The following is a 23,612-nucleotide window of genomic DNA, read 5'->3' on the forward strand; positions in this document are numbered from 1 at the left end:
AATATTTTAGGAGAAAATAATGAAAGAGAAAAAGAAATCTTTCAATGTATCTTTAAAATTAACCTTTTATGTTGGTATTTTAATAGTTATTATATTGACCATTACAAGTACTATTAGTTATTTTGAATCTAAAAATAATACTTTTACATTACTTAAAGATACTCAACTTAAAACCGTAGAAGATGTTACAATGACATTTGATAATTATGGAAAAAGTAGACGAGTTGCAATGGAAATTTTAGCTAAAGAAATTCAAGAAATATTAGATAAAGGCAATGATGAAGAAATTTTTAGCTTATTAAAATCTTTTAAAGAAGCATTTGGTTTCAAGCTTGTTTTTTTAGGTTTTGAAAATTCTGGACGAGTTCTTTTATCGGATAGAAAAATATTAGATTCTAAATCTTTTAATTTACAAAATGCTGGATGGTATCAACAAGCACATGGTTCAACTAAAGCTATTGTTTATGGACCTTATAAATCTGCAACAGATGGTGTTTCTGGGTTAACTTATGCAATGCCAATCTATAAAAATGGAAAATTAATTGGAGCTGTTGGGGGCGATTATAGTTTAGAGCAATTTTCAAAAGATGTTTTAGCTTTTGGTCATTCTGCAAATACTTATGCTGCAGTTTATAGCCCAGATGGAGAAATTTATTTCCATCAATATCCAGAAAGAATTTTAACAAAAAATCAATTGAGTATTAATATAGCTAATACAATCAATACTAATCCGAACTACTATCTTAATCCAAAAGAAGAAAAGGCACTTTTTAAAACAAAGGATGATAAAGGAAATTCATATCAAGTGCTATGTAGTGCAACAATCAATCCAAAATTTAGAGTATGTACAGTTACAGAAGATCAAACTTATACAGGAGTTGTTAGAGCAATTCTTTTTAAACAAATTCTTATAGGTATTATCGCAACTATCATTGCTCTTATCTTAATCAGAATCCTAATCACAAAAAGCCTCTCCCCACTCACCATCATCCAAAACGGTCTTAATGCTTTCTTTGATTTTATCAATCATAAAACAAAGAATGTTTCTACTATTAATATAAAAACTAATGATGAGTTTGGTCAAATCTCAAAAGCCATTAATGAAAACATCCTTATTACTAAACAAGGTTTAGAACAAGATAATCAAGCTGTAAAAGAATCAGTCTCTACAGTTCAAGTTGTAGAAAAAGGAGATTTAACAGCAAGAATTACTGCAAATCCAAGAAATCCTCAACTTGTAGAACTTAAAAATGTTTTAAATAAACTCTTAGATGTCTTACAAGAAAAAGTAGGTTCTGATATGAATGCTATTCATAAAATCTTTGAAGAATATAAGAGCTTAGATTTTAGAAATAAATTAGAAAATGCTAGAGGTAGTGTTGAAGTTACTACTAATGCTTTAGGTGAAGAAATCATTAAAATGTTAAAACAAAGTTCTGATTTTGCTAATCACTTAGCAAGTGAAAGTTCTAAATTACAAAATGCTGTTCAAAACCTAACTAGCTCTTCTAATTCTCAAGCAGCTTCTTTAGAAGAAACTGCTGCTGCTTTAGAAGAAATTACTTCTTCTATGCAAAATGTTTCTGTTAAAACCTCTGATGTAATCACTCAATCAGAAGAGATTAAAAATGTTACAAGTATTATTGGAGATATTGCAGATCAAATCAATCTTTTAGCATTAAATGCTGCTATAGAAGCAGCACGTGCAGGAGAACATGGACGAGGCTTTGCTGTTGTGGCTGATGAAGTTAGAAAACTAGCAGAAAGAACTCAAAAATCATTGAGTGAAATAGAAGCTAATACTAACTTACTTGTTCAATCTATTAATGATATGGCAGAATCTATTAAAGAACAAACTGCAGGTATTACTCAAATCAATGAAAGTGTAGCTGCTATTGATCAAACCACTAAAGATAATGTTGAAATTGCTAATGAGAGTGCAATCATTTCTAATACTGTTAGTGATATAGCTAATAATATATTAGAAGATGTTAAGAAGAAAAGATTTTAAGAATCTTTTCTTTAAATTATAATCAAATGATTATTCTTTAAATCATAATCTTTAAACTATTATCTTAAATCATTATTTTTAAATAGTTATTTTTAAATAACTATTTTTTATGATAATTGAAGATTCATTATTAAATTAAGCAATTTAATCTTTTAATGGATTTTTTATTAAAAGATTAAAAGCTTTATTTTTGATTTAATAATTTCTTTAATTTTATCTTTTGTAACTAAATTTTTAAGTTCATTACTTTCTGCTTTAATTCCATTCATATTTAAATGCCATAAAGCATTTTCTATAGCTTCATCTTTTTTTTCTTTCTACTATGCGTGTTTCATCAAAAATAAATTTATAAAAAGTTATATTTTTCTAAATATTAAAGATTTTTATTTATTTTATTAATGCTACTTTAAATTAAAGATTTATTGATATTAGTTTTATTTATTTGTATAGTTAAAAGAAACATTTTACAATTATATTTTAATTATTTTTTTGGGAATGAATATGAATTTGTGGGATAAAAAGGCTAAAAGCTATGCAAGATATGCAAAATTAAACGATATCCAAAAGCAAACTTTTAAGAAGTTAAATGAATTAAATATTGATTTTACAAATAAAAATATTGTAGATATAGGTTGTGGCACAGGTGTTTGGACTTTACATTTAGCGCAAAAAGCAAAAAGTGTTTTAGGTATAGATAATTCTAAAGCTATGCTTGAAATTTTAAAAGAAGATGCTATAAAAAATAATATTAATAATATTAAAATACTTCATTTAGATTTTGAAAATTTTTATAAAGAAAATCAAGAAAACTTTGATATAGCGTTTTTAAGTATGTCTTTAGCTTTGCAAAATGAAAATGATTTCAAAGCTTTTTTAAATTTAGCTTCTCAAAGAATATATCTTGGCTGGGCTGATTATAGAAAAAGTGATTTTTTAGACCCAATATTTAAACATTTTAATACTGAATTTAAAGGATTTAATAAACAAGATTTAGAAAGTTTTTTACTAGAAAAAAATATAACTTTTTATAAATTTATTTTTGATGAAACACGCATAGTAGAAAGAAAAAAAGATGAAGCTATAGAAAATGCTTTATGGCATTTAAATATGAATGGAATTAAAGCAGAAAGTAATGAACTTAAAAATTTAGTTACAAAAGATAAAATTAAAGAAATTATTAAATCAAAAATAAAGCTTTTAATCTTTTAATAAAAAATCCATTAAAAGATTAAATTGCTTAATTTAATAATGAATCTTCAATTATCATAAAAAATAGTTATTTAAAAATAACTATTTAAAAATAATGATTTAAGATAATAGTTTAAAGATTATGATTTAAAGAATAATCATTTGATTATAATTTAAAGAAAAGATTCTTAAAATCTTTTCTTCTTAACATCTTCTAATATATTATTAGCTATATCACTAACAGTATTAGAAATGATTGCACTCTCATTAGCAATTTCAACATTATCTTTAGTGGTTTGATCAATAGCAGCTACACTTTCATTGATTTGAGTAATACCTGCAGTTTGTTCTTTAATAGATTCTGCCATATCATTAATAGATTGAACAAGTAAGTTAGTATTAGCTTCTATTTCACTCAATGATTTTTGAGTTCTTTCTGCTAGTTTTCTAACTTCATCAGCCACAACAGCAAAGCCTCGTCCATGTTCTCCTGCACGTGCTGCTTCTATAGCAGCATTTAATGCTAAAAGATTGATTTGATCTGCAATATCTCCAATAATACTTGTAACATTTTTAATCTCTTCTGATTGAGTGATTACATCAGAGGTTTTAACAGAAACATTTTGCATAGAAGAAGTAATTTCTTCTAAAGCAGCAGCAGTTTCTTCTAAAGAAGCTGCTTGAGAATTAGAAGAGCTAGTTAGGTTTTGAACAGCATTTTGTAATTTAGAACTTTCACTTGCTAAGTGATTAGCAAAATCAGAACTTTGTTTTAACATTTTAATGATTTCTTCACCTAAAGCATTAGTAGTAACTTCAACACTACCTCTAGCATTTTCTAATTTATTTCTAAAATCTAAGCTCTTATATTCTTCAAAGATTTTATGAATAGCATTCATATCAGAACCTACTTTTTCTTGTAAGACATCTAAGAGTTTATTTAAAACATTTTTAAGTTCTACAAGTTGAGGATTTCTTGGATTTGCAGTAATTCTTGCTGTTAAATCTCCTTTTTCTACAACTTGAACTGTAGAGACTGATTCTTTTACAGCTTGATTATCTTGTTCTAAACCTTGTTTAGTAATAAGGATGTTTTCATTAATGGCTTTTGAGATTTGACCAAACTCATCATTAGTTTTTATATTAATAGTAGAAACATTCTTTGTTTTATGATTGATAAAATCAAAGAAAGCATTAAGACCGTTTTGGATGATGGTGAGTGGGGAGAGGCTTTTTGTGATTAGGATTCTGATTAAAACTAAAGCTGCAATTAAAGCAATAAAACCAATTATTAATTGACTATATAAAATATTATTAATTGTATTATCATAAGTTTTTTTATTAACAACGCTACAAATTCTATATATAGGATTTACGCTTGATGGATTGCACATAATTGCTTGAGTTTCACCTTTATCATTATCAGCAAAAAATAAAGTGTCTCTGATATTTGGATCTAATAATTTTGGATTGTTTTCTAAAGCATTTTTAATATTCATACTTAAAGTATTTTTTGTCAAGAGTTTTTTATCATCTTCATTAAAAATAATTTTACCCTCTGTATCATAAACACTAGCATAAGAATTTGTGGTATGACCTAAAACCAAAACATCTTTTGAAAATCTTTTTAAATCATAATCGCCACCAACAACTCCAATTAATTTTCCATTTTTATAGATAGGAGCTGCGTAAGTTAAAGTTGCGTGATTATTTGATACTGATTTATAAGGAGATGAAGTTATTGCTTTACCTTCAGATGAAGCTTGTTTATACCATATGGTATTTTTTGTGTCAAAGCCCTTGGAAAGATCTAGCATAGTTCCATCTGATAAAAATGTCTTTCCGTTTTTATCAAAACCCACATAAATTAAATCAAATCCATTGGCTTCTTTAAAAGCATGAAGCAATTTAACAATTTCGACTATATCTGTTTCAGAATTTGTATCACTAAGTTCTTCAGCTAAAACTTTGATAACTTCTAGTTTAGATTTGGAATAATTATCAAAAGTTATTTGTACATCATCCATGACTTTTAATTGATTATTTTTAAGCAATTCAAAAGATGTTTGTTTAAAGTTATAATATGAAGTAAAAGTTACTATGGCTAATATAATAACTATGAGCAATCCGGTAAAAGATACTAGTTTTGAAGAAACATTAAAATTCTTATAATCATTTAAAACTCCTTATTTAATATCTTTAATATAACAAATTAAAAATAGTAATATAACTTTTATTAATTATAAATAAAATAATTTCCATCAAAACTTATCAAAGAATACTCTCTTTCATTTCCTATACTTTCAACAAGCTCTTCTATGCTTAAAAAAGTTAAAGAATCAGCTTCAACATGTTTCTTAACTTCTTCAATATTTTTATTAGCGCTAATTAATTCTTCAAATGTTGGAGTATCTATTCCATATATATCAGGAAATTTAATTTCTGGACACGCAATTGCTAAATGAATTTTGCTAGCTCCTGCAGCACGAAGTAAAGAAACTATTTTTTTGGAAGTAGTTCCGCGGACTATACTATCATCAATGACCACAATTTCTTTACCTTCTAAAACCTTACGCATAGGATTTAATTTTAATTTTACTTTTAAATTTCTAAGCTCTTGGGTAGGCTCTATAAAAGTTCTTCCTACATAATGATTTCTTACTATAGCCATTTCAAGAGGAATTTTCAAGTATTGGGAAAAACCCATAGCAGCACTGACTCCACTATCTGGAACAGGCACAATAAAATCAGCTTTGTAGGGAAATTTTTTAGCTAAAGTTTCACCCATTTTTTTACGAATTTCATAAACACTTTTACCTTCTATAATGCTATCGGGTCTTGCAAAATAAACATATTCAAAAGCACAAATTCTAGGACTCTTTGTTTCTAAAATAATACTTTCAAATCTATCATTGCCTTGGGTAAAAATGATTAATTCTCCAGGTTTTACATCGCGTATAAATTCAGCTTCTATTAGATCAAACGCACAAGTTTCACTTGCAACTATATAGCCCCCATCTTTTAATCTCCCTAAAGATAAAGGACGAACCCCATAAGGATCTCTTGCAACGTAAAGTTTATCTTTGCTTGCCAAAACAAAGCAATAAGCCCCCAAGCAACTTTTTAAACTTTCAATAAATTTATCTTTTAAATTTTCTTTTTTACTTCTAGCGATTAAATGAACAACATTTTCAGTATCCATATGAGTTTGAAAAATTGCTCCATCTTGGATCAATTGATTTCTAATTTCTTCTTTGTTAACTAAATTTCCATTGTGTGCCAAAGCAATATCTCCTAAGGCACAATTTGCTGCTATAGGTTGTGCATCATCTAAGCTAGAATTACCTGCTGTGGAATAACGATTATGGCCTATAGCGATTTCTCCTTGTAAATTTTGTAAATTTTGAGGATTAAAAATTTGACTTACCTCGCCTTTGGCTTTAATTGTTTTAATACTTTGGCCATTACTAACACTTATTCCACTTGCTTCTTGTCCACGATGTTGCATAGCAAATAACGCATAATATGCATAAGTGCTTGCATTTTTTGAATTGATAACTCCAACAACTGCACACATATTAAATTCCTAAAAAATCATTAATCGAATATAATTTTGGATTTTGTTTTTGAAGCCAAATTGCAACCTTAATAGCGCCTTTAGCAAATGTTGTTCTTGATGTTGCAACGTGGCTTAATTCTAAAAATTCTCCATTTTCATAAAATCCAACAGTATGGCGACCCACAATATCGCCACCTCTTAAACTCATAATAGCTATTTCATTTTTATTTCTTTCATTTATAATGCCATCTCTTGAGCTAACTCTTACTTTTTCAAGATCTAAATTTCTAGCTTTTGCTGCACTTTGAGCTAAAGTCATAGCTGTTCCACTTGGAGCATCCTTTTTATAACGATGATGCATTTCTGTAATTTCGATATCAAAATTTTCAAGCATAGCACTCGCTTTACTAACGAGATAATTTAAAACAGCGACGCCCAACGACATATTAGTTGCATAAAATATTGGCATTATTGCGCTTAGCTCATGCATTAAATTCATTGTTTTTAAATCAAGTCCTGTTGTTCCTATTACTAAAGGCTTAGAATTTGTTCTTGCATGATTTAAAAGTTCATAAGTGCCTTTGGGTGAAGAAAAATCAATAATCACTTCGCTTTTCTTAAAGAGTTCATTTATATTATCCCCTTTATCGTAAAGCATGGCTATTTTTGCATTGTTTTCTTCTTCTAAACATTCCTTAATTTGTTTTCCCATGCGACCTTTGGCGCCAAAAATTCCTATATTAATCATATTAATTACCTTTTTAATAAATGTTTATTTTATCATTTATTCCATAAATTTCCACATAATCATTGTTTTTTCAATTTATTTAAATTTTCTAATAATCTTTGTTCTTCTCCAATCCCTTTACTTTCATAAAATTTTAAATTTTTACTTAAATATTTTTGTTCAACCCAACCTCCAAAATCATGAGGATAAAGATATTTTTTTCTCTCTGCATGATTATTATTAAGATAATTTGGAATATCTAAAGTTTCATTGTTTTTAACAAAATCTAACGCCTTATTGATAGCTTTATAGCTTGAATTTGATTTTAAGGCACTTGCTAAATAAACCACACACTGACTTAAAATAATACGTGCTTCTGGGTAGCCTATATTTTTTACAGCTATAAGTGTAGAAGTAGCAATATTGAGCGCATTAGGATCTGCATTTCCTATATCTTCGCTCGAAAAAATAATTAAACGTCTAGCTAAAAAATCGGCACTTTCTCCAGCATCAATTAATCTTGCTAGATAATAAAGTGCAGCATCTACATCACTTCCACGTAAGCTTTTGATCATAGCACTGGTTAAAACATAATGTGTATCTTTTTGATTAACCCCTTCACTGTTGACACCATTTCTAAGTTTTTTTAAATGATTTAAATTAACATTTTTAGGATCTAAAACTAGTGCAAATTCAAGTAAATTTAGCATAGATCTTGCATCGGCACTTTTAATCAAAAAATTTTTAGCTTCATCATCAATATTAAAATTAAGTTTTTCTTGAACTTTCTTTAGCAAAATTTCTAAATCTTTAGCTTTTAACGTTTTAAATTCAAAAAGCATAGAACGACTTCTAATACCAGAACAAAGAACAAAATAAGGATTTTCAGTACTTGCACCTATGATAATACAACGATAATTTTCCATAGGAATGAGTAACATTTCTTGCTGAGTTTTGCTAAGGCGATGAATTTCATCAATAAAAATCAAAGGCTTATAAAGGCTATTTTTATATCGATCGAGTATTTTTCTAAGTTCTTCGAGTTTAAAATTTCCTCCATCAAATTCATAAAAATCTAATCCAAAATCTTTTGCTATAGCTCTTGCAAATGTTGTTTTTCCGCATCCTGCAACACCATAAAATAAACTATGAGGCAATTTTTGCATAGTGATAAATTTTTTAAATATATTAACAAGATCTTCTTGACCTATAATTTCATCTAATTTTTTAGGACGAAATTCTAAAGCTAAATTCATCAGTTTAAGTCTATATAAGAAAATTGATTGCCATTAATTTTAAGTTGAGGATTTGAAAGACTATCATAAAATAAATTCATAATAAATAAATCACTATTTTTAATAAAATATTGATTTAATCCTCCAAAAAATTGTCCCCAAGTAAATATTTTATCTGGCTCTTCTGTGCTAGAAATTTGAATATTAGCCTTATTGTTTTTACCTAATATAATATTGCCATTGATATCTATGTTTTGTTTGTCTTTATAAAAAGTTAAATTAATAATATCTAACTTTAATCCTTCTTTAATAAGAGAATCTAAATCGAATTTATTGTAAGAATGTTTAGCTATCTCATTCCAAATGATATCAAAATCAACTTTATCAAAATTTAAATTTTGATAAAGTTTTGAATTCATATCAAGAACTATATCACAAGCTTTACCTTGAAAATGAATTTTTAATTTATTTTTATCTTGAAAATGAAAAGTATTTTTACTGTAAAATGAAGCTATTTTATTGTTATTAAATACAAAAGAATGAAATTGCAATTCTTCAACACCTTCTTTAGGTTGCAATAAATCATTTAAAGGTATGGGATGATTGAAATGTTGCTTGTAGTTGAAATCTTGCATGGAAAGTTTTGAATAAAATTGTGTAAATTGAGCTTTATCTATATTAAAATAAATATTTTTAACCTGCATATTTTTATCAATTAAAATTGAAATAGAAGCATTTTTTAATAAAGTATCTCCGCCTTCATTACTTAAATTTATATCTTGAAATTGTAACCTTAAATTAAAATCTTTTTGTTTGCTTGTCAATATAAAACTAGCCAATTTCTTATTTTTTAAATGTTGATCTAAAAAATAAAAGGGGTTGCTTAAATCTCCCTGTGCGATATATTTTGAAAAATAGTTATTATTAAAAACTACATTTACTTCAGTTGTAAAATTTAAACCCACGCTATCTTTTATAGTAAAATTTGCTTCAGAGTGCAAAAAACCTTTTTTAAAGTTTAAATTTATAATTTTATAATTAGAATTTTTATTATTTACAAGATTATTTAAAATATTTTCATTTGCATAACCCATATAAAAAATATGGATAACAAAGAAAAATCCTATTAAAACAGGAATTATCATCCATTTTTTCAAAATATTATTCCTTGACAAATTTCAATGTTATTTTACAAATTCCTTGTTAAAAAAAGTTTAAAAATATTAAATATAATGTAAGATTAAGAAAATTTACTTTGTTTGACAGAGCAAACAAAGTAATTATTAATAAGCTTTTTTATAGCATTGAATTTCTATTTTTCTAGCTACAGGAATAGCCGGAGTATTTGGAGTGATAGGCATACCATAGAAAATTTTACTTTCAAGAAAATCACCTACTTTTAAATCTTTAAACGTCCCATCTTTATCAGTGCCAAAAATTCCACAATCATCCATTTCAATTTCTGTGTTTGGCAAAACTTTAATCGCAATTTGCCCACCATAAACAGAATCTATAAGTAGAGTTTTATTATTATCATAAACTTGTGCAATCGTGCCTTCAAGTTTAACACTATCAGCTAAAAGAATAGTACTTGCTAAACTAGCTGCTAAAAAGAATGTTTTTTTCATAAATATATTTTCTCCTTTTTTTGTTTAATTTGTCGAAATGTTAAAAAAATAAAGTGAAGCGAAAGTGAAGTTTTAACTAAAAAACAGAATTATTTTATTAAAATATAAAATATGCTAAAATTATAAGTAGTTTTTTATCTGCGCAAACTTTAAACAAATAGAAATTTAATTATTTATTATCGCGATGCTAAAAAACATTTTATAAATTGTATAATTTAATTATATACTCAATAATGGAGAAACTATGCGCAAAAAGCATTCTTTACCCGAATTAACCTTTAGAGGGCTTTTATTAGGAAGTATTTTAACCATTATCTTTACAGCTTCAAATGTATATTTGGGACTTAAAGTAGGTCTTACTTTTTCATCCTCTATACCTGCTGTTGTAATTTCTATGGCTGTTTTGAGCTTGTTTAAAAATTCAAATATTTTAGAAAATAATATGGTTCAAACTCAAGCATCTGCAGCAGGAACTCTTTCTTCGGTTATTTTTGTTATACCTGGACTTTTTATATGTGGATATTGGAGCGAATTTCCTCTTTGGCAAACTTTTATGATCTGCTTATGTGGCGGAGGCTTAGGAGTTCTTTTTACTATACCTCTAAGAAGAGCTATGGTTGTAGAAAGTAAACTTACTTATCCAGAAGGTAGAGCAGCAGCTGAAATTTTAAAAATGGCCAATAAAGATCAAGAAATAAAAAAAGGTAAAAAAGGTGTTAAAGAAATTGCTTTAGGTGGAATTATAGCAGCTTCTTATAGCTTATTTAGCAGCGGTTTTAAATTGATTGCAAGTGAAAGTAGTTTTGCTTTTATATGGAATAAAATGGCATTTGGTTTTTCAATGGGATATTCTTTAGCTCTTTTGGGAGCAGGTTATCTTGTTGGATTAGCAGGAGCTATGGCGCTTTTGGTGGGAATGTTTTTAGCTTGGGGAGTTTTTACTCCTTATCTTTCAAGTTTTGAATTTGATGGGATTAAAAAAGCAGCAGAGCTTGCCTCAGGAGTTTGGAGTAGTAAAGTTAGGCTTATAGGGACTGGTGCTATAGCTATAGCTGCACTTTGGACCTTGATAGAGCTTTTAAAACCTGTATTTGATGGAATTAAAGAAATTATTCGTAATGTCAAAAGTCCTCATACAAATAACAGTGATTCTAGAAATATAGATTTATCAATAAAAAATATTTTTATACTTTTTTTATTGATGGTTATAGGACTTTTTATCACTTTTTATAGTTTTGTTGGCGATGCGCATTTAAATTTATTTTATCATTTGCTTTTTACAGCAGCTGGAACTTTAATTGCAGTATTAATAGGTTTTTTTGTAGCAGCAGCTTGCGGATATATGGCTGGACTTGTAGGTTCATCCTCAAGTCCTATTTCAGGTATAGGATTAATCGGTATTATTGCATCTTCAATCATTTTTTTACTTTTAGGTGCAGAACTTTTTAAAGATCCGATTCTTTCGAATTTCGCCATTGCCTTAGCTATTTTTACTACAAGTGTTATTTTGGCTACTGCAGCAATTTCTAATGATAATTTACAAGATTTAAAGACAGGATATTTAGTAGGTGCAACTCCTTGGAAGCAACAAGTTTCCTTGCTTGTAGGTTGTGTTTTTGGCGCTTTAGCCATTGTTCCTGTTTTAAATTTACTTTATCAAGCTTATGGTTTTGTTGGAGCAATGCCAAGAGCAAATATGGACACCTCTTTAGCCTTAAATGCACCACAAGCTAATTTGATGAGTACAATAGCTAAAGGAATATTTAATCACAATATAGAGTGGAACTATATTCTTTTTGGTGTAGGTGTGGGTATTATCATTGTTGTTATAGATAAAGTTTTAAAAAAGATGAGTAAAATGTCTTTACCACCTCTAGCAGTGGGAATTGGTATATACTTGCCGCCTGATGTTAATATACCATTAATTATTGGAGGAATTTTAAAATATTGCGTGATGAAATATCTAAAAAGAAAATATAAAAATAATTCTAAAAAAGAAGAAAAAATAGCTGCATGTGAACAAAATGGTATTTTATTCGCTTCAGGATTAATTGTTGGAGAAAGTATTTTTGGTGTTATTATTGCAGCTATTACAGTTTTTTCTGTTAGTATGGGTGGAGATGAAAATATTTTGGCTTTAAATTTTAAAAATTTTCATGATAGCGCATTATTTGCTTTTATATTTTTTGTAGCTGTGATATTATATTTTATTAAAAGAATCATTAAAAATAGATAGGTTGTTTATGGAAAATTTTTACGCTTTAATATTAGGAATTATTGAAGGATTAACCGAATTTTTACCTGTTTCTTCAACTGGTCATATGATTTTAGGTGGAACGATTTTGGGACTTAAAATGGATGATTTTTGGAGAAGTTTTTTAATCATTATACAACTTGGATCTATTTTAGCTGTCATTTTTGTCTTTTGGAAACGTTTGATTCAAGGATTTGATATTTGGTTTAAATTAGCAGTAGGTTTTTTCCCTACAGGTCTTATCGGACTTTTTGCCGAAAAATATTTGAAAGAATTATTTAATGGTTATGTTGTAGTTAGTATGCTTATTATTGGTGGGATAATATTTATCATCATTGAAAAATACCATAAAAATAAAACATACGAGATTAATTCACTTGATGAAATAACTTATAAAAAAGCATTTTGCATAGGAATTATTCAATCTTTAGCTATTATACCTGGTACTTCAAGAAGTGGATCAAGTATTATTGGTGGATTATTACTGGGTTTAAATCGCAAAAGTGCAGCAGAATTTAGCTTTTTATTAGCTGTTCCAACGATGATTATAGCTACTTTATATAAAATTTATAAAGAGCCTAATTTACTTAGCGATGCTAATTCTTTAATTCCTCTATCAATAGGATTTATTACAGCTTTTGTAGTTGCTGTTTTTGTTATAAAGTTTTTTTTAAAATTTATCACAAAATTTAATTTCATCCCTTTTGGAATTTATAGAATTATTCTAGGAATTTTGTTTTTTTATTTGTATTATAGTGGAATTTTAAATTCAGGAGATCAATTTTAAATTCAAATATTGTTTTAAAATTATTTAATAAAATTAATTTTTAAAAAAAATTAAGGCAGACAAAGATAAAATTATAAATTTAAATTAAAACTCGCAGAGTTAGTGAGCTTAAAGGTGAAATTTAATATGGAAAAAGAAATTATTGCATTTTTAGATACTGAAAAGATAGTTGATTTACAAAGTGTTCAATCTAAAAATAACTTAAAAGAAATTTATTTTGATAATTCTAAAGAAAGCTTAGAAGTAATACGCCATTCTTGTGCGCATTTAATGGCACAAGCGATTAAAATTTTATATCCTGAAGCTAAATTTTTTGTTGGCCCTGTGATAGAAGATGGTTTTTACTATGACTTTCGTGTTGATTCTAAAATCAATGAAGAGGATTTAATAAAAATAGAAAAAAAGATGAAAGAACTTGTCGAATCTAAGATTGAAATTGGCAAATATGAAATAAGTAAAAAAGAAGCTTTGCAAAAATTTCAAAATGATGATTTAAAACAAGAAGTTTTGCTTCGTATTCCTGATGGACAAGTAAGTATTTATACTCAAGGTGATTTTGAAGATTTATGCCGTGGTCCACATGTACCAAATACAAAATTTTTACGCTTTTTTAAACTCACTCGAGTTGCTGGAGCTTATTTGGGTGGTGATGAAAAAAGAGAAATGTTGACACGTATTTACGGGACAGCTTTTGCCGATAAAGAAAGTTTAAAAGAATACTTAACAATCATTGAAGAAGCTAAAAAAAGAGATCATAGAAAATTAGGCACTGAATTAAAACTTTTCACCTTTGATGATGAAATAGGAGGCGGTTTGCCTATTTGGTTAAGCAATGGTGCAAGACTTAGAAGTAAATTAGAACAAATGCTTTATAGAGCCCATAGAATTCGGGGATACGAGCCTGTAAGAGGGCCCGAACTTTTAAAAGCTGATGCATGGAAAATAAGTGGACACTATGATAATTATAAAGAAAATATGTATTTTACACAAATTGATGAACAAGAATACGGCATTAAGCCTATGAATTGTGTTGGGCATATAAAAGTTTATCAAAGCGATATTAGAAGTTACCGAGATTTACCTTTAAAATTCTTTGAATATGGTGTTGTGCATAGACATGAAAAAAGTGGAGTTTTACATGGGCTTTTAAGGGTGCGTGAATTCACTCAAGATGATGCACATATTTTTTGTATGCCAAGCCAAATCAAAGATCAAGTTTTAGAGATTTTAAATTTTGTTGATGGGCTAATGAAATTTTTTAACTTCACTTACGAAATGGAAATTTCTACTAGACCTCAAAAAGCTATAGGAGATCTTGAAATTTGGGATATAGCGACCAATGCTTTAAAAGAAGCTTTAGATGAAAAGGGCTTAAAATATGGAATTGACGAAGGTGGTGGAGCTTTTTACGGACCAAAAATTGATATTAAAATTACTGATGCTTTAAAAAGAAAATGGCAATGTGGAACCATACAAGTAGATTTTAATTTACCAAATCGCTTTAAACTTGAATATACTGATACAGATAATGAGAAAAAACAACCTGTTATGCTTCATCGTGCTATTTTGGGTTCTTTTGAAAGATTTATAGGAATTTTAACCGAGCATTGTGCAGGAGAATTTCCATTTTCTATAGCTCCAACAGCAGTAGGTATCATACCAATTTCAAATAATCATATCTCTTATGCACAAGAAATCAATGATATGCTTTTAAAACTTGGCGTAGATTGTGAAATATATGATAAAAATGAAAGTTTAAATAAAAAAATTCGAATTGCAGAAAAACAAAAATTGCCAATGATTTTGGTTTTAGGTGATGAAGAGTTGGAAAAACGCAGCGTTGCTCTAAGAGATAGAAGAGCTAAAGAACAAAGAAATCTTAGTTTAAATGATTTTATAACTTTAATTAAGGAGAAAATAAGTGAGGTATATTTTTGAGTAAAGAAAAAGAAGTATTGCTCAATGATGAGATAAGAGCGGATGAAATAAGATGTATAGGTGATGATGGCAAAGTTTATGGCATTATTAGTAGTGATGAAGGTTTAGAAATAGCTAATAGACTAGGGCTTGATCTGGTTATGATAGCCCCTGATGCTAAACCACCTGTATGTAAAATCATGGATTATGGAAAATTCCGTTATCAACAAGAAAAAAAGCAAAAAGAAGCTAAGAAAAAGCAAAAGGTTATTGATATAAAAGAAATTAAGCTTTCGATTAAAATTGCTCAAAATGATATCAATTATAAAGTTAAACACGCTCTTGAATTTTTATCTCAAGGTAAGCATGTAAGATTTCGCGTATTTTTAAAAGGTCGAGAAATGGCTACTCCTGAAGCAGGAATTGCTTTGCTTGAAAAAATTTGGATCATGATAGAAAATGAAGCAAATCGTGATAAAGAACCTAATTTTGAAGGTCGTTATGTCAATATGCTTGTAACGCCTAAAAAATCTTAACGGGTTTTCAATGCCTAGGGAAAATTTAATACAAAATATAAATCAACATCAGCCTAAAAATAAATATTCAAAACTAGATGATTTAAATATTGATTTGGCTATGAATAAAACAAAAGAGTATTTAGAACAAAGATTTTTAAAAGAAGGAATCTCTAATTTTATAGATGGAAATTATTATTTTGAAATAGAAAAACATATAGAAATTTCTTTTATGATCAATAATATAAAATCAACTAAAATTAGAGCTGAATTTGACACTACATTTCTTAATAATAAAATCAAACCTGACGGTGGAGTCCTTTTCTTGAGAAAACAAGATGACCCTTTATATAAAAAAATTCTACTTATTACGGAAGCTAAGCGTCAAGGTACAAATGATTTACGAAAAAAAGAAGGGAAAAATAAACAAGCTACAGGAAATGCCATTGAAAGATTGGGTAAAAATTTAACAGGAATTAAAGCTATGTTAAATCATGAAAAAATTACTCCTTTTGTTTGTTTTGGCTGGGGTTGTGATTTTGCAAGTAATGAAAAAACAGTTTTGGCCAAATTAAACGTTTTAAATGAATTTTACTATCTTAATAAAACTTATATTTTTAAAACCGATGGCAATAGTGATCATAATTATTTTTCTCCAGTAAGCATGTATTTTAGGGAAGAAAAATGGGAAGTAGATGAAATGTATGCTATTATGAAAGAAATTGCTGAAACTTCCTTAAGATATTATATTTTTTAAAAGAGTATCATGAAAGAAAATCCTGCCTTTTTAAAAGAACAAATCATTACTTACCTTGGTAATAAAAGAGCTTTATTAGATTTTTTAGGACAAGGTTTTAAATTTGCCAAAAAAGAACTTAAAAAAGATAAATTTAGTTTTTGTGATATTTTTAGTGGTTCTGGAATTGTAAGTCGCTTTGCTAAAGCTCATTCAAATTTTATACTCGCTAATGATTTAGAAGATTATTCTAAAATTATTAATAAATGCTATCTGAGTAATCAAAACGAAGAATTAAAAAATCACCTATATTTTTTTTATGAAAAACTTTTATCAAATCTTGTTTTTGAAAAAGGTTTTATAAGCGAATTATACGCTCCAAAAGATGAAAAACGAATTCAAAAAAATGACCGAGTTTTTTATACCATAGAAAATGCTATATATTTAGATACTTTAAGAAAAAAAATTGAGCAAGAAATTCCAAATGAATTTAAACATTTTTTTATCGCGCCACTTTTATATGAAGCGAGTGTTCATTCTAATACAAGTGGAGTTTTTAAAGGATTTTATAAAGATAAAAATGGAATAGGAAAATTTGGCGGTGAAGGGGAAAATGCTTTAAAGCGTATCAAAGGTAAAATTGATTTAAAATTGCCAATATTTTCAAATTTTGAATGTCCTTTTGTTGTAGAACAAAAAGACGCTAATTGTTTAGCCAAAGAAATAGATTTGTTAGATGTGATCTATCTTGATCCACCTTACAACCAACATCCTTATGGATCTAACTATTTTATGCTTAATTTAGTTGCAAATTATCAAAAACCTGTTGAAATTTCTCAAATAAGTGGAATTCCAAAAAATTGGAATAGAAGTATTTATAATAATGCTAAAAGTGCTGAAGATGCACTATTTGATTTGATTTTCAAACTTAAAGCTAAAATTATTTTACTATCTTATAATTGCGAAGGCTTTATAAAAAAAGAAAATTTTATCAAGCGTTTAGAAAAATTAGGAAAATGTTATATTATTGAACAAAAATATAATGCCTTTAGAGGAAGTAGAAATTTAAGAAATCGTGCTCTTTATGTAAAAGAGCAATTATATATTTTAGTTAAGTGATCTATTCTTTTCCATCAACTATAGGTACAAAAAGACATTCCTCAAGAATTTCTTTTTGTAGTTTCAAACCATTTTTTGTTATTTTGGTAATGTATTGTTTTTGATTATGAAAAATAGGAGCAACTAATATCCCACCATCTGCAAGCTGATCAAGCAAAATTTCTGGAATAGATGTCGCATAAGCAGAAAATAAAATTCTATCATAAGGTGCATAATTTGGCCATCCAAGCTGCCCATCATCAAAACGAACATTAATATTACTAAATCCCAAAGTTCTAAAAGTTTCTGAAGCACTTTTTGCTAATTTTTCTATACGTTCTATTGTAAAAACTCTTCGAATCACACGACTTAAAATAGCAGCCTGATAGCCGCTACCACAACCAACCTCTAAAACACTATCAGCATCTTTAAAATCAAGCGCCATAGTCATTTTAGCAACAGTTAAAGGAGAGCTAATCCATTGAGAATTTGCTAAGGGTAGAGCATCTAAACGATAAGCGTGTGCTTTTAAAGGAGAAAAAATTTCACGCGGTACTTGACAAAAGGCATTAAAAAGTTCATGGTTGATAAAAACTTTTTGTGCGATTTCTTCAGCCATAGCTTTACATCTTTTTTGTTCAAATAAATTCATTTTCTCTCCTAAATAAACGAAAAATTGTAACAAAATTATTCTAAAAAATTAATCAGCTTGATGAGTTAAATTGGTCTTTAAAATTTGTAATTTATGAGAAATTTTAATCAAATATTGAGAATTATCACAAAGTATATTTTTTTCTAAGGAATTAATTTGATTTTTTGTATATAATGCAATTTGAGATATTTTTAAATTTTTTATTTGAATTTGATTATTTTTAAAAACACATTGAAGCATTTCTTTTCTTTCTAGATCATCATCTAACTCATCTAATTTTTCATCATAAATATAAATTTCATCATAAAGCGCTTTTTTTGTTTTTTTATTATAAATTCTAAAAATTTTTTTAAAATGAGGCAAGGTTGTTTTTGAGTTATTTTCGCTGATTTTAATTTTAGGTTTTATTATATCAAATTCTTGTATAGCCACAAGTTTATAAACACAACCAAATACTGGATTGCTTGAAGCAGTAATCAATCTTTCTCCTACGCCAAAAGCATCTATAGGTAAATTTTGTAATTTTTCTATCTCAAATTCATCTAAAGAATTGGAAACAATAATTTTACATTCTTTCAAATTTTCACTATCAAGCTTTTTACGGATATTTTGACTCAAAAAGGCTAAGTTGCCAGAATCTATTCTAATTCCGCATTCTTTAATATTGTATTTTTTAAAAGCTTTTATAGCATTTTTTAAACCACTTTCATAATGATAGGTATCTATAAGCAAAATAGGATTTTTGGGATAAAGTTCTATATAATGACAAAAAGCTTCGAATTCATTATCAAACATTTGTATCCAAGAATGTGCCATTGTTCCGCTTATATTGATATCATATTTTTTTCCTGCTAAGGTGCAAGAGCTTGCAAAACATCCGCCTATAATAGCGGCTTTAGCTCCTTTAATTGCAGCATCATTTCCATGCGCTCTGCGTGATCCAAATTCAAAAACAGGACGATTTTTAGCTGCCCTTACTATACGATTTGCTTTTGTAGCAATAAGGCTTTGATGATTGATATTTAACAATAAAAAAGTTTCTAAAAATTGTGCCTCTATGGGATTAGCTTTAATAATCATAAAGGGTTCATTAGGAAAAATAATTTCACCTTCTTGTACAGAATAAATTTCTCCATTAAATTTAAAATCAAGTAAGTAATTTAAGAATTCTTCACAGAAAATATTTTTCGAACGTAAATATGCTATATCCTCTGCATTAAAACTTAAATTTGCAACAAAATCTAAAATTTCAGATAATCCAGCGAATATAGCAAAAGAATTATTATCTGGAGTTTTTCTAAAAAATACATCAAAATAGCAAATTTTATTTTCAAATCCATTTAAAAAATAACCTTGCATCATAGTAAGTTCATAAAAATCACAAAGCAAGGTTAAATTAGATTTTTTTGTAGAAAAATTCTCCATAAATTGCCTAAATTTTAAAAATCATCAAAGCTAATGCTACCTTTTGAATAGTTAGTTACTTTGCTTTCAAAAAAGTTACTTTTTTGATCATTAAATTTAGAAAAATCATCAACCCATTTGATAGGATGTTTGGCATTATAAATTTTATCAAGATTAATTGCTATTAATCTTTGATCGATTAAATAATGAATATACTCTTCAATAATATCATCTGTAAATCCCATAATTTGATTTTGAGTGATATATTTACCCCATTTAATTTCTAATTCTCCTGCCTTTTGAAACATTTCATAAATTTTATTAATATTGGTTTCATTAAAAAGATCCGGTCTTTCTTTTCGTGTTGAATTAATCATATTTTGAAATAAAAGCAAATGTGTAATTTCATCTCTTTGTATAAAGCGAATCATTTGTGCTGAACCCAGCATTTTACCGGCTCTAGCAAGGGCATAAATTGCAGTAAATCCACTATAAAAATAAATTCCTTCCAAAATTTGATTTGCTACCATCGCAAGCAACAATTTATTATCATCTACATCACCAGCCAATTCTTCATAGATATTAGAGATAAAATCATTTTTTTCCCTTAGAGTTGCATCGTGTTTTTCCATTTCATAGATTAAATCCGTATTTTCACAAATTGCTTCTACCATAACTGCGTAAGATTTTGAATGATTGGCTTCTTCATAAGCTTGTCTTGCTAAAACTGCATTAATTTCAGGAGCGGTAATATAAGGATTTATGTTATCTGCTAGATTATTGGTTTGAAAACTATCCATAGAAATCAATTGAGACCAAACTAAATCATACATTCTTTTCTCGCCAGAAGTTAGATTACAGCGATAATCAAGAGCATCTTTAGTTGTATCAACTTCTTTAGGAAACCAAGTGTTTGCTTCCATAACATCCCAAAGTTTTAAAGCCCAAGTATATTTCGCTTTTGTAAAATTAAGAATTCCATGAGGATTTCCATCAAAAACTTTTCTTTCTCCAAGAGTTTCATTTGAATTGGGATTATAAATTCTTTTTCTATGCATTATTTAACCTTTCTAATATACAACTTTGAGTTAATATATCATGTAAATTAAGAGAATCTTTTCTAATGAAACTAAAAAATATTCCCACCAATAAACCAAAACTTATAAAAAATATAACATATCTAAGTACAATTTTTAAAAAAGAAATTTTTTTTCCGCTTTTAAAATCTACTAAATAAAGATCATAAGCTTTTAAACCAGGACTTTGACCCGTTCTTTGCAAAAATAAAGCTTGAATTAATCCAAAAAGAAAGGAACATAAGGCTGTAGTAAAACTACTATGCAAAAAAGCATCCTTAGATCCTAACCAAAAATAACTTAAATATAAAATGGGCACATAAATAAGAAAAATATCAATAACAAAAGCTTTAAATCGCAAAAAACGCGAAGCTATTCTAGCTTTTGTCTTTTTCATTTAATTCCCGCGACTTCCAGGTTTAATAGCCTTGCTTCCTTTTTGACAAAGTGGGCATTTTTCTTCATCATAAATTTCAAAGTCAAAATTTCCTAAAGTAAAAAGGGGGATATTGCTAGGAAGTTTAGCATTATCTTTTGCTTGAGTATTTAAATTTTTAACTGCACAAAAACCTCGGTTTGCCAAAGCAGCAAAGCCAACTACAATTCCTCCAAGATTTTCTATGATTTTTGCACTTTCTAAAGCACTACCACCTGTAGTAATAATATCTTCGCAAATGATAAATTTTTCGCCTTTTTTAACCGCAAAACCTCTTCTTAATGTCATTTCTTTATTAACTCTTTCAGTAAAAATAAAACGTTTATTAGAGGCTCTAGCTAATTCATATCCTGCTAAAATTCCTCCTAAAGCTGGAGAACAAATGCTATCAAATTCTATAGAATTTTCAAAAATTATTTTTGCTAATTCTTTGCATAATTTTTCAGCTAAAGCAGGATCTTCTAATACCTTTGCACTTTGAAGATAAAATTGAGAATGTTTTCCAGAACTTAATAAAAAATGACCCTCTAAATAAGCTTGACAATTTTTGTAAATTTCTTCCAAATTCATTATTAAACCTTTAAAAGCTCTGTTTCCTTATTTTTAACACTTTCATCAATTTTAGAAGTATAAGAATCTGTAATCTTTTGCACCTCATCGTATGCTTTTTTTGCTTCATCTTCTGAAATTGCTTTGTCTTTTTCTAGTTTTTTAATGCTATCATTAGCATCTTTTCGATGGTTTCTTATAGAAACTTTTGCTTTTTCACCCATAGCTTTAGCTTGTTTAACGTTTTCTTCTCTTTGCTCCCTAGTCATTGGAGGAAAAAACAATTTAACATTTTCTCCATCATTGTTTGGATTAACGCCTATATTTGCTGCAGCAATAGCACTTTCTATGATTTTTAACATAGGTTTTTCCCAAGGGGTGATGCTAATAGTTGAAGCATCGCTAGCTAAAACAGTTGCAACTTGATTTAAGGGTGTTAAACTACCGTAATAATCAACTTGAATATGATCTAATATATGAATATTAACCTTACCAGTTCTTAAGGTTGTAAAGTCTTTTTTTAAAGCTTCTAAACTTTTATCATTTTGACTTTTTTGTTTATTTAAAATTTCATTAATCATATTTTTCCTTAATTATTTACTTGCATTTGTGTCATTTTGTGGCATAGATGGAATTTTTGACAAATTGATTGTACTTGGAATACTTGCATTAGTTTCTATTTTAATTTTTTCTGCTAAAGAATCTTTTTTTGTATGATTATACAAATATCCTAAACCTATAGTATTAGCAATTAACAAAATTCCCATTATAAATGTAAATTTAGCCAAAAAATTTGCAGGTCCTTTTGCGCCAAAAAGACTTTCATTGCTTCCACTATAAGCCCCAAGACCTATGCTTGAACTTTTTTGCAATAAAACAGCTATACAAATAATGACAACAATGACGAATTGCAGGACAGTTAAAAGAGTAATCATAAGTTTTCCTAATCTTTGAAATAATTTTAACTTAAAATATTTTAGCGAAATAAAACTTGAAAAGATTTGAAATTATTGTATTTTTGCGTCATTGCGACGCAAAAATTATCTGTTAAGACTTCTTAGAATATTAAGTAAATTAATAAATAAATTTACAAAATCAAGATAAAGTGCTACAGCTCCTTCAATTGGAGTTTCATAGTTTCCACGAATAATATTTTGAGTATCATAAAGAATGTAAAATGAAAACAATATTGCAGATACTGATGAAATCACTAAGCTAAATATACTACTATGTAAGAAAATATTAATCAAAGATGCTGCAAAAACAACTAAAAAAACTATAAATAAAGCTTTACCCATCATAGTAAAATCTTTTTTCGTATTCATAGCAAAAATACTAAGACCTGCAAATGCCACAGTAGTTAAAGCAAAAGCTTGAGCTATAATAATTCCTCCTGCAGGTAAAGCAAGAACAGAAATAAGTAAAGGTGTAAGTGTTAAACCTGAACAAAAGGTAAAAGCAAAAAGTAAAATAAGATTTAATGGAGCTTCTTTTTTCTTATACATTAAAGCAAATAATAATCCTATTTCCACAAAAAAAAGAATCCAAAATGTTGCTAAAGATTCAATGAAAAATGATGCTAAAGCAAAAATTCCTACATAAGCACCTACTGTAGCAGCTAAAAGTGAAGCTGCAAAAAGTTGGTATGTTTGCTTGATAAAAATGCCAAGATCACTAGTTCTTGTATTTTCAAATTCTCTTGATTTTGAATAGTCTCTATCATAAAGACTCATATCATTCTCCTTTGATATAATTGTACAAACGAAATTATATCAGATTTGATTTAACAATTTATTTTCTTAAAATAAAATTCATATTAAGTATTTTAAAATACATTTTT

The 23,612-nt window shown here is 27.8% G+C and carries 22 protein-coding genes and 1 pseudogene; 8 read left to right on the forward strand and 15 right to left on the reverse strand.

What is annotated here, in order from left to right; genetic code table 11:
- The first annotated feature begins 19 nt into the window (after positions 1-19).
- Positions 20-2,011, forward strand: a complete 1,992-nt coding sequence (locus CMOL_RS07235; protein ID WP_239820246.1) for a methyl-accepting chemotaxis protein — start codon at positions 20-22, stop codon at positions 2,009-2,011.
- A 167-nt stretch (positions 2,012-2,178) separates the two neighbouring features.
- Here the strand turns inward: CMOL_RS07235 and CMOL_RS07915 are convergent.
- Positions 2,179-2,374 (reverse strand): annotated as a pseudogene (locus CMOL_RS07915) (class I SAM-dependent methyltransferase); the annotation flags it as partial.
- Positions 2,375-2,512: 138 nt separating this feature from the next.
- Between CMOL_RS07915 and CMOL_RS07240 the strand changes: the two are divergent.
- Positions 2,513-3,220: a class I SAM-dependent methyltransferase gene (locus tag CMOL_RS07240; protein WP_239820195.1), complete on the forward strand. Its 708-nt coding sequence runs from the start codon at positions 2,513-2,515 to the stop codon at positions 3,218-3,220.
- Positions 3,221-3,387: 167 nt separating this feature from the next.
- On the opposite strand, the gene CMOL_RS07245 is transcribed toward CMOL_RS07240, so the two are convergent.
- From CMOL_RS07245 to CMOL_RS07270, 6 genes are all read right to left on the reverse strand, one after another.
- Complete coding sequence (locus CMOL_RS07245; protein ID WP_275583337.1) at positions 3,388-5,325, reverse strand: methyl-accepting chemotaxis protein; 1,938 nt, start codon at positions 5,323-5,325, stop codon at positions 3,388-3,390.
- 110 nt (positions 5,326-5,435) lie between these two features.
- Positions 5,436-6,776: an amidophosphoribosyltransferase gene (gene purF / locus CMOL_RS07250; RefSeq protein WP_239820248.1), complete on the reverse strand. Its 1,341-nt coding sequence runs from the start codon at positions 6,774-6,776 to the stop codon at positions 5,436-5,438.
- Between the two features lies 1 nt (position 6,777).
- The gene (gene dapB / locus CMOL_RS07255; protein WP_239820249.1) at positions 6,778-7,506 is read right to left on the reverse strand and encodes a 4-hydroxy-tetrahydrodipicolinate reductase; all 729 of its coding nucleotides are present in this window, start codon (positions 7,504-7,506) and stop codon (positions 6,778-6,780) included.
- A 59-nt stretch (positions 7,507-7,565) separates the two neighbouring features.
- On the reverse strand, positions 7,566-8,741 hold the full coding sequence (locus tag CMOL_RS07260; protein ID WP_200283645.1) for a replication-associated recombination protein A: 1,176 nt from the start codon (positions 8,739-8,741) through the stop codon (positions 7,566-7,568).
- Entirely contained in the window at positions 8,741-9,877 is a 1,137-nt protein-coding gene (locus CMOL_RS07265) for a hypothetical protein (protein ID WP_239820250.1), read from the reverse strand. Before CMOL_RS07265 ends, CMOL_RS07260 begins: the two co-directional genes overlap by 1 nt.
- Before the next feature lie 126 nt (positions 9,878-10,003).
- Positions 10,004-10,348, reverse strand: a complete 345-nt coding sequence (locus CMOL_RS07270) for a hypothetical protein (RefSeq protein ID WP_200279563.1) — start codon at positions 10,346-10,348, stop codon at positions 10,004-10,006.
- A gap of 244 nt (positions 10,349-10,592) precedes the next feature.
- Between CMOL_RS07270 and CMOL_RS07275 the strand changes: the two genes are divergently transcribed.
- The 6 genes from CMOL_RS07275 to CMOL_RS07300 all read left to right on the forward strand — a co-directional run bounded on the left by CMOL_RS07275 (position 10,593) and on the right by CMOL_RS07300 (position 17,676).
- The gene (locus CMOL_RS07275) at positions 10,593-12,584 is read left to right on the forward strand and encodes an OPT family oligopeptide transporter (RefSeq protein ID WP_239820251.1); all 1,992 of its coding nucleotides are present in this window, start codon (positions 10,593-10,595) and stop codon (positions 12,582-12,584) included.
- A gap of 7 nt (positions 12,585-12,591) precedes the next feature.
- Complete coding sequence (locus CMOL_RS07280; protein WP_239820252.1) at positions 12,592-13,389, forward strand: undecaprenyl-diphosphate phosphatase; 798 nt, start codon at positions 12,592-12,594, stop codon at positions 13,387-13,389.
- Positions 13,390-13,515: 126 nt separating this feature from the next.
- Entirely contained in the window at positions 13,516-15,327 is a 1,812-nt protein-coding gene (thrS, locus tag CMOL_RS07285) for a threonine--tRNA ligase (protein WP_239820253.1), read from the forward strand.
- Positions 15,324-15,842, forward strand: a complete 519-nt coding sequence (gene infC, locus CMOL_RS07290; RefSeq protein WP_200279575.1) for a translation initiation factor IF-3 — start codon at positions 15,324-15,326, stop codon at positions 15,840-15,842. The genes thrS and infC overlap by 4 nt, the downstream gene beginning before the upstream one ends.
- 10 nt (positions 15,843-15,852) lie before the next feature.
- On the forward strand, positions 15,853-16,578 hold the full coding sequence (locus CMOL_RS07295; RefSeq protein ID WP_239820254.1) for an EcoRI family type II restriction endonuclease: 726 nt from the start codon (positions 15,853-15,855) through the stop codon (positions 16,576-16,578).
- A gap of 9 nt (positions 16,579-16,587) precedes the next feature.
- A complete protein-coding gene (locus CMOL_RS07300) occupies positions 16,588-17,676 on the forward strand; it encodes a DNA adenine methylase (protein WP_200279578.1) in 1,089 nt (362 codons plus the stop codon).
- 1 nt (position 17,677) lies between these two features.
- Here the strand turns inward: CMOL_RS07300 and CMOL_RS07305 are convergent, their stop codons facing one another.
- From CMOL_RS07305 to CMOL_RS07340, 8 genes are all read right to left on the reverse strand, one after another.
- On the reverse strand, positions 17,678-18,307 hold the full coding sequence (locus CMOL_RS07305) for a protein-L-isoaspartate(D-aspartate) O-methyltransferase (RefSeq protein WP_200279581.1): 630 nt from the start codon (positions 18,305-18,307) through the stop codon (positions 17,678-17,680).
- Between the two features lie 48 nt (positions 18,308-18,355).
- Complete coding sequence (locus CMOL_RS07310; protein WP_200279584.1) at positions 18,356-19,732, reverse strand: nicotinate phosphoribosyltransferase; 1,377 nt, start codon at positions 19,730-19,732, stop codon at positions 18,356-18,358.
- 14 nt (positions 19,733-19,746) lie between these two features.
- Positions 19,747-20,769: a ribonucleotide-diphosphate reductase subunit beta gene (locus tag CMOL_RS07315; protein WP_200279587.1), complete on the reverse strand. Its 1,023-nt coding sequence runs from the start codon at positions 20,767-20,769 to the stop codon at positions 19,747-19,749.
- On the reverse strand, positions 20,762-21,184 hold the full coding sequence (locus CMOL_RS07320) for an RDD family protein (protein ID WP_239820255.1): 423 nt from the start codon (positions 21,182-21,184) through the stop codon (positions 20,762-20,764). The genes CMOL_RS07315 and CMOL_RS07320 overlap by 8 nt, the downstream gene beginning before the upstream one ends.
- Entirely contained in the window at positions 21,185-21,793 is a 609-nt protein-coding gene (pyrE, locus tag CMOL_RS07325; protein ID WP_200279593.1) for an orotate phosphoribosyltransferase, read from the reverse strand. It abuts the gene before it with no gap.
- A 2-nt stretch (positions 21,794-21,795) separates the two neighbouring features.
- Positions 21,796-22,353, reverse strand: coding sequence for a ribosome recycling factor (gene frr / locus CMOL_RS07330; protein WP_200279596.1), 558 nt, complete (start codon positions 22,351-22,353; stop codon positions 21,796-21,798).
- 12 nt (positions 22,354-22,365) lie between these two features.
- The gene (secG, locus tag CMOL_RS07335) at positions 22,366-22,707 is read right to left on the reverse strand and encodes a preprotein translocase subunit SecG (protein WP_239820256.1); all 342 of its coding nucleotides are present in this window, start codon (positions 22,705-22,707) and stop codon (positions 22,366-22,368) included.
- Between the two features lie 105 nt (positions 22,708-22,812).
- Positions 22,813-23,505: a Bax inhibitor-1/YccA family protein gene (locus tag CMOL_RS07340; protein ID WP_200279602.1), complete on the reverse strand. Its 693-nt coding sequence runs from the start codon at positions 23,503-23,505 to the stop codon at positions 22,813-22,815.
- Positions 23,506-23,612: the final 107 nt, after the last annotated feature.

Source organism: Campylobacter sp. RM10537 (assembly GCF_022369435.1).
Taxonomy (GTDB): domain Bacteria; phylum Campylobacterota; class Campylobacteria; order Campylobacterales; family Campylobacteraceae; genus Campylobacter_D; species Campylobacter_D molothri.

Excerpts from the sequence above, each read along its gene's own strand:
- CMOL_RS07235 (WP_239820246.1), top strand. The coding sequence starts at position 20 with ATGAAAGAGAAAAAGAAATCTTTCAATGTATCTTTAAAATTAACCTTT.
- CMOL_RS07240 (WP_239820195.1), top strand. The coding sequence starts at position 2,513 with ATGAATTTGTGGGATAAAAAGGCTAAAAGCTATGCAAGATATGCAAAA.
- purF (WP_239820248.1), bottom strand. The coding sequence starts at position 6,776 with ATGTGTGCAGTTGTTGGAGTTATCAATTCAAAAAATGCAAGCACTTAT.
- dapB (WP_239820249.1), bottom strand. The coding sequence starts at position 7,506 with ATGATTAATATAGGAATTTTTGGCGCCAAAGGTCGCATGGGAAAACAA.
- CMOL_RS07260 (WP_200283645.1), bottom strand. The coding sequence starts at position 8,741 with ATGAATTTAGCTTTAGAATTTCGTCCTAAAAAATTAGATGAAATTATA.
- CMOL_RS07270 (WP_200279563.1), bottom strand. The coding sequence starts at position 10,348 with ATGAAAAAAACATTCTTTTTAGCAGCTAGTTTAGCAAGTACTATTCTT.
- CMOL_RS07275 (WP_239820251.1), top strand. The coding sequence starts at position 10,593 with ATGCGCAAAAAGCATTCTTTACCCGAATTAACCTTTAGAGGGCTTTTA.
- CMOL_RS07280 (WP_239820252.1), top strand. The coding sequence starts at position 12,592 with ATGGAAAATTTTTACGCTTTAATATTAGGAATTATTGAAGGATTAACC.
- thrS (WP_239820253.1), top strand. The coding sequence starts at position 13,516 with ATGGAAAAAGAAATTATTGCATTTTTAGATACTGAAAAGATAGTTGAT.
- CMOL_RS07295 (WP_239820254.1), top strand. The coding sequence starts at position 15,853 with ATGCCTAGGGAAAATTTAATACAAAATATAAATCAACATCAGCCTAAA.
- CMOL_RS07300 (WP_200279578.1), top strand. The coding sequence starts at position 16,588 with ATGAAAGAAAATCCTGCCTTTTTAAAAGAACAAATCATTACTTACCTT.
- CMOL_RS07305 (WP_200279581.1), bottom strand. The coding sequence starts at position 18,307 with ATGAATTTATTTGAACAAAAAAGATGTAAAGCTATGGCTGAAGAAATC.
- CMOL_RS07310 (WP_200279584.1), bottom strand. The coding sequence starts at position 19,732 with ATGGAGAATTTTTCTACAAAAAAATCTAATTTAACCTTGCTTTGTGAT.
- CMOL_RS07315 (WP_200279587.1), bottom strand. The coding sequence starts at position 20,769 with ATGCATAGAAAAAGAATTTATAATCCCAATTCAAATGAAACTCTTGGA.
- CMOL_RS07320 (WP_239820255.1), bottom strand. The coding sequence starts at position 21,184 with ATGAAAAAGACAAAAGCTAGAATAGCTTCGCGTTTTTTGCGATTTAAA.
- pyrE (WP_200279593.1), bottom strand. The coding sequence starts at position 21,793 with ATGAATTTGGAAGAAATTTACAAAAATTGTCAAGCTTATTTAGAGGGT.
- frr (WP_200279596.1), bottom strand. The coding sequence starts at position 22,353 with ATGATTAATGAAATTTTAAATAAACAAAAAAGTCAAAATGATAAAAGT.
- secG (WP_239820256.1), bottom strand. The coding sequence starts at position 22,707 with ATGATTACTCTTTTAACTGTCCTGCAATTCGTCATTGTTGTCATTATT.
- CMOL_RS07340 (WP_200279602.1), bottom strand. The coding sequence starts at position 23,505 with ATGAGTCTTTATGATAGAGACTATTCAAAATCAAGAGAATTTGAAAAT.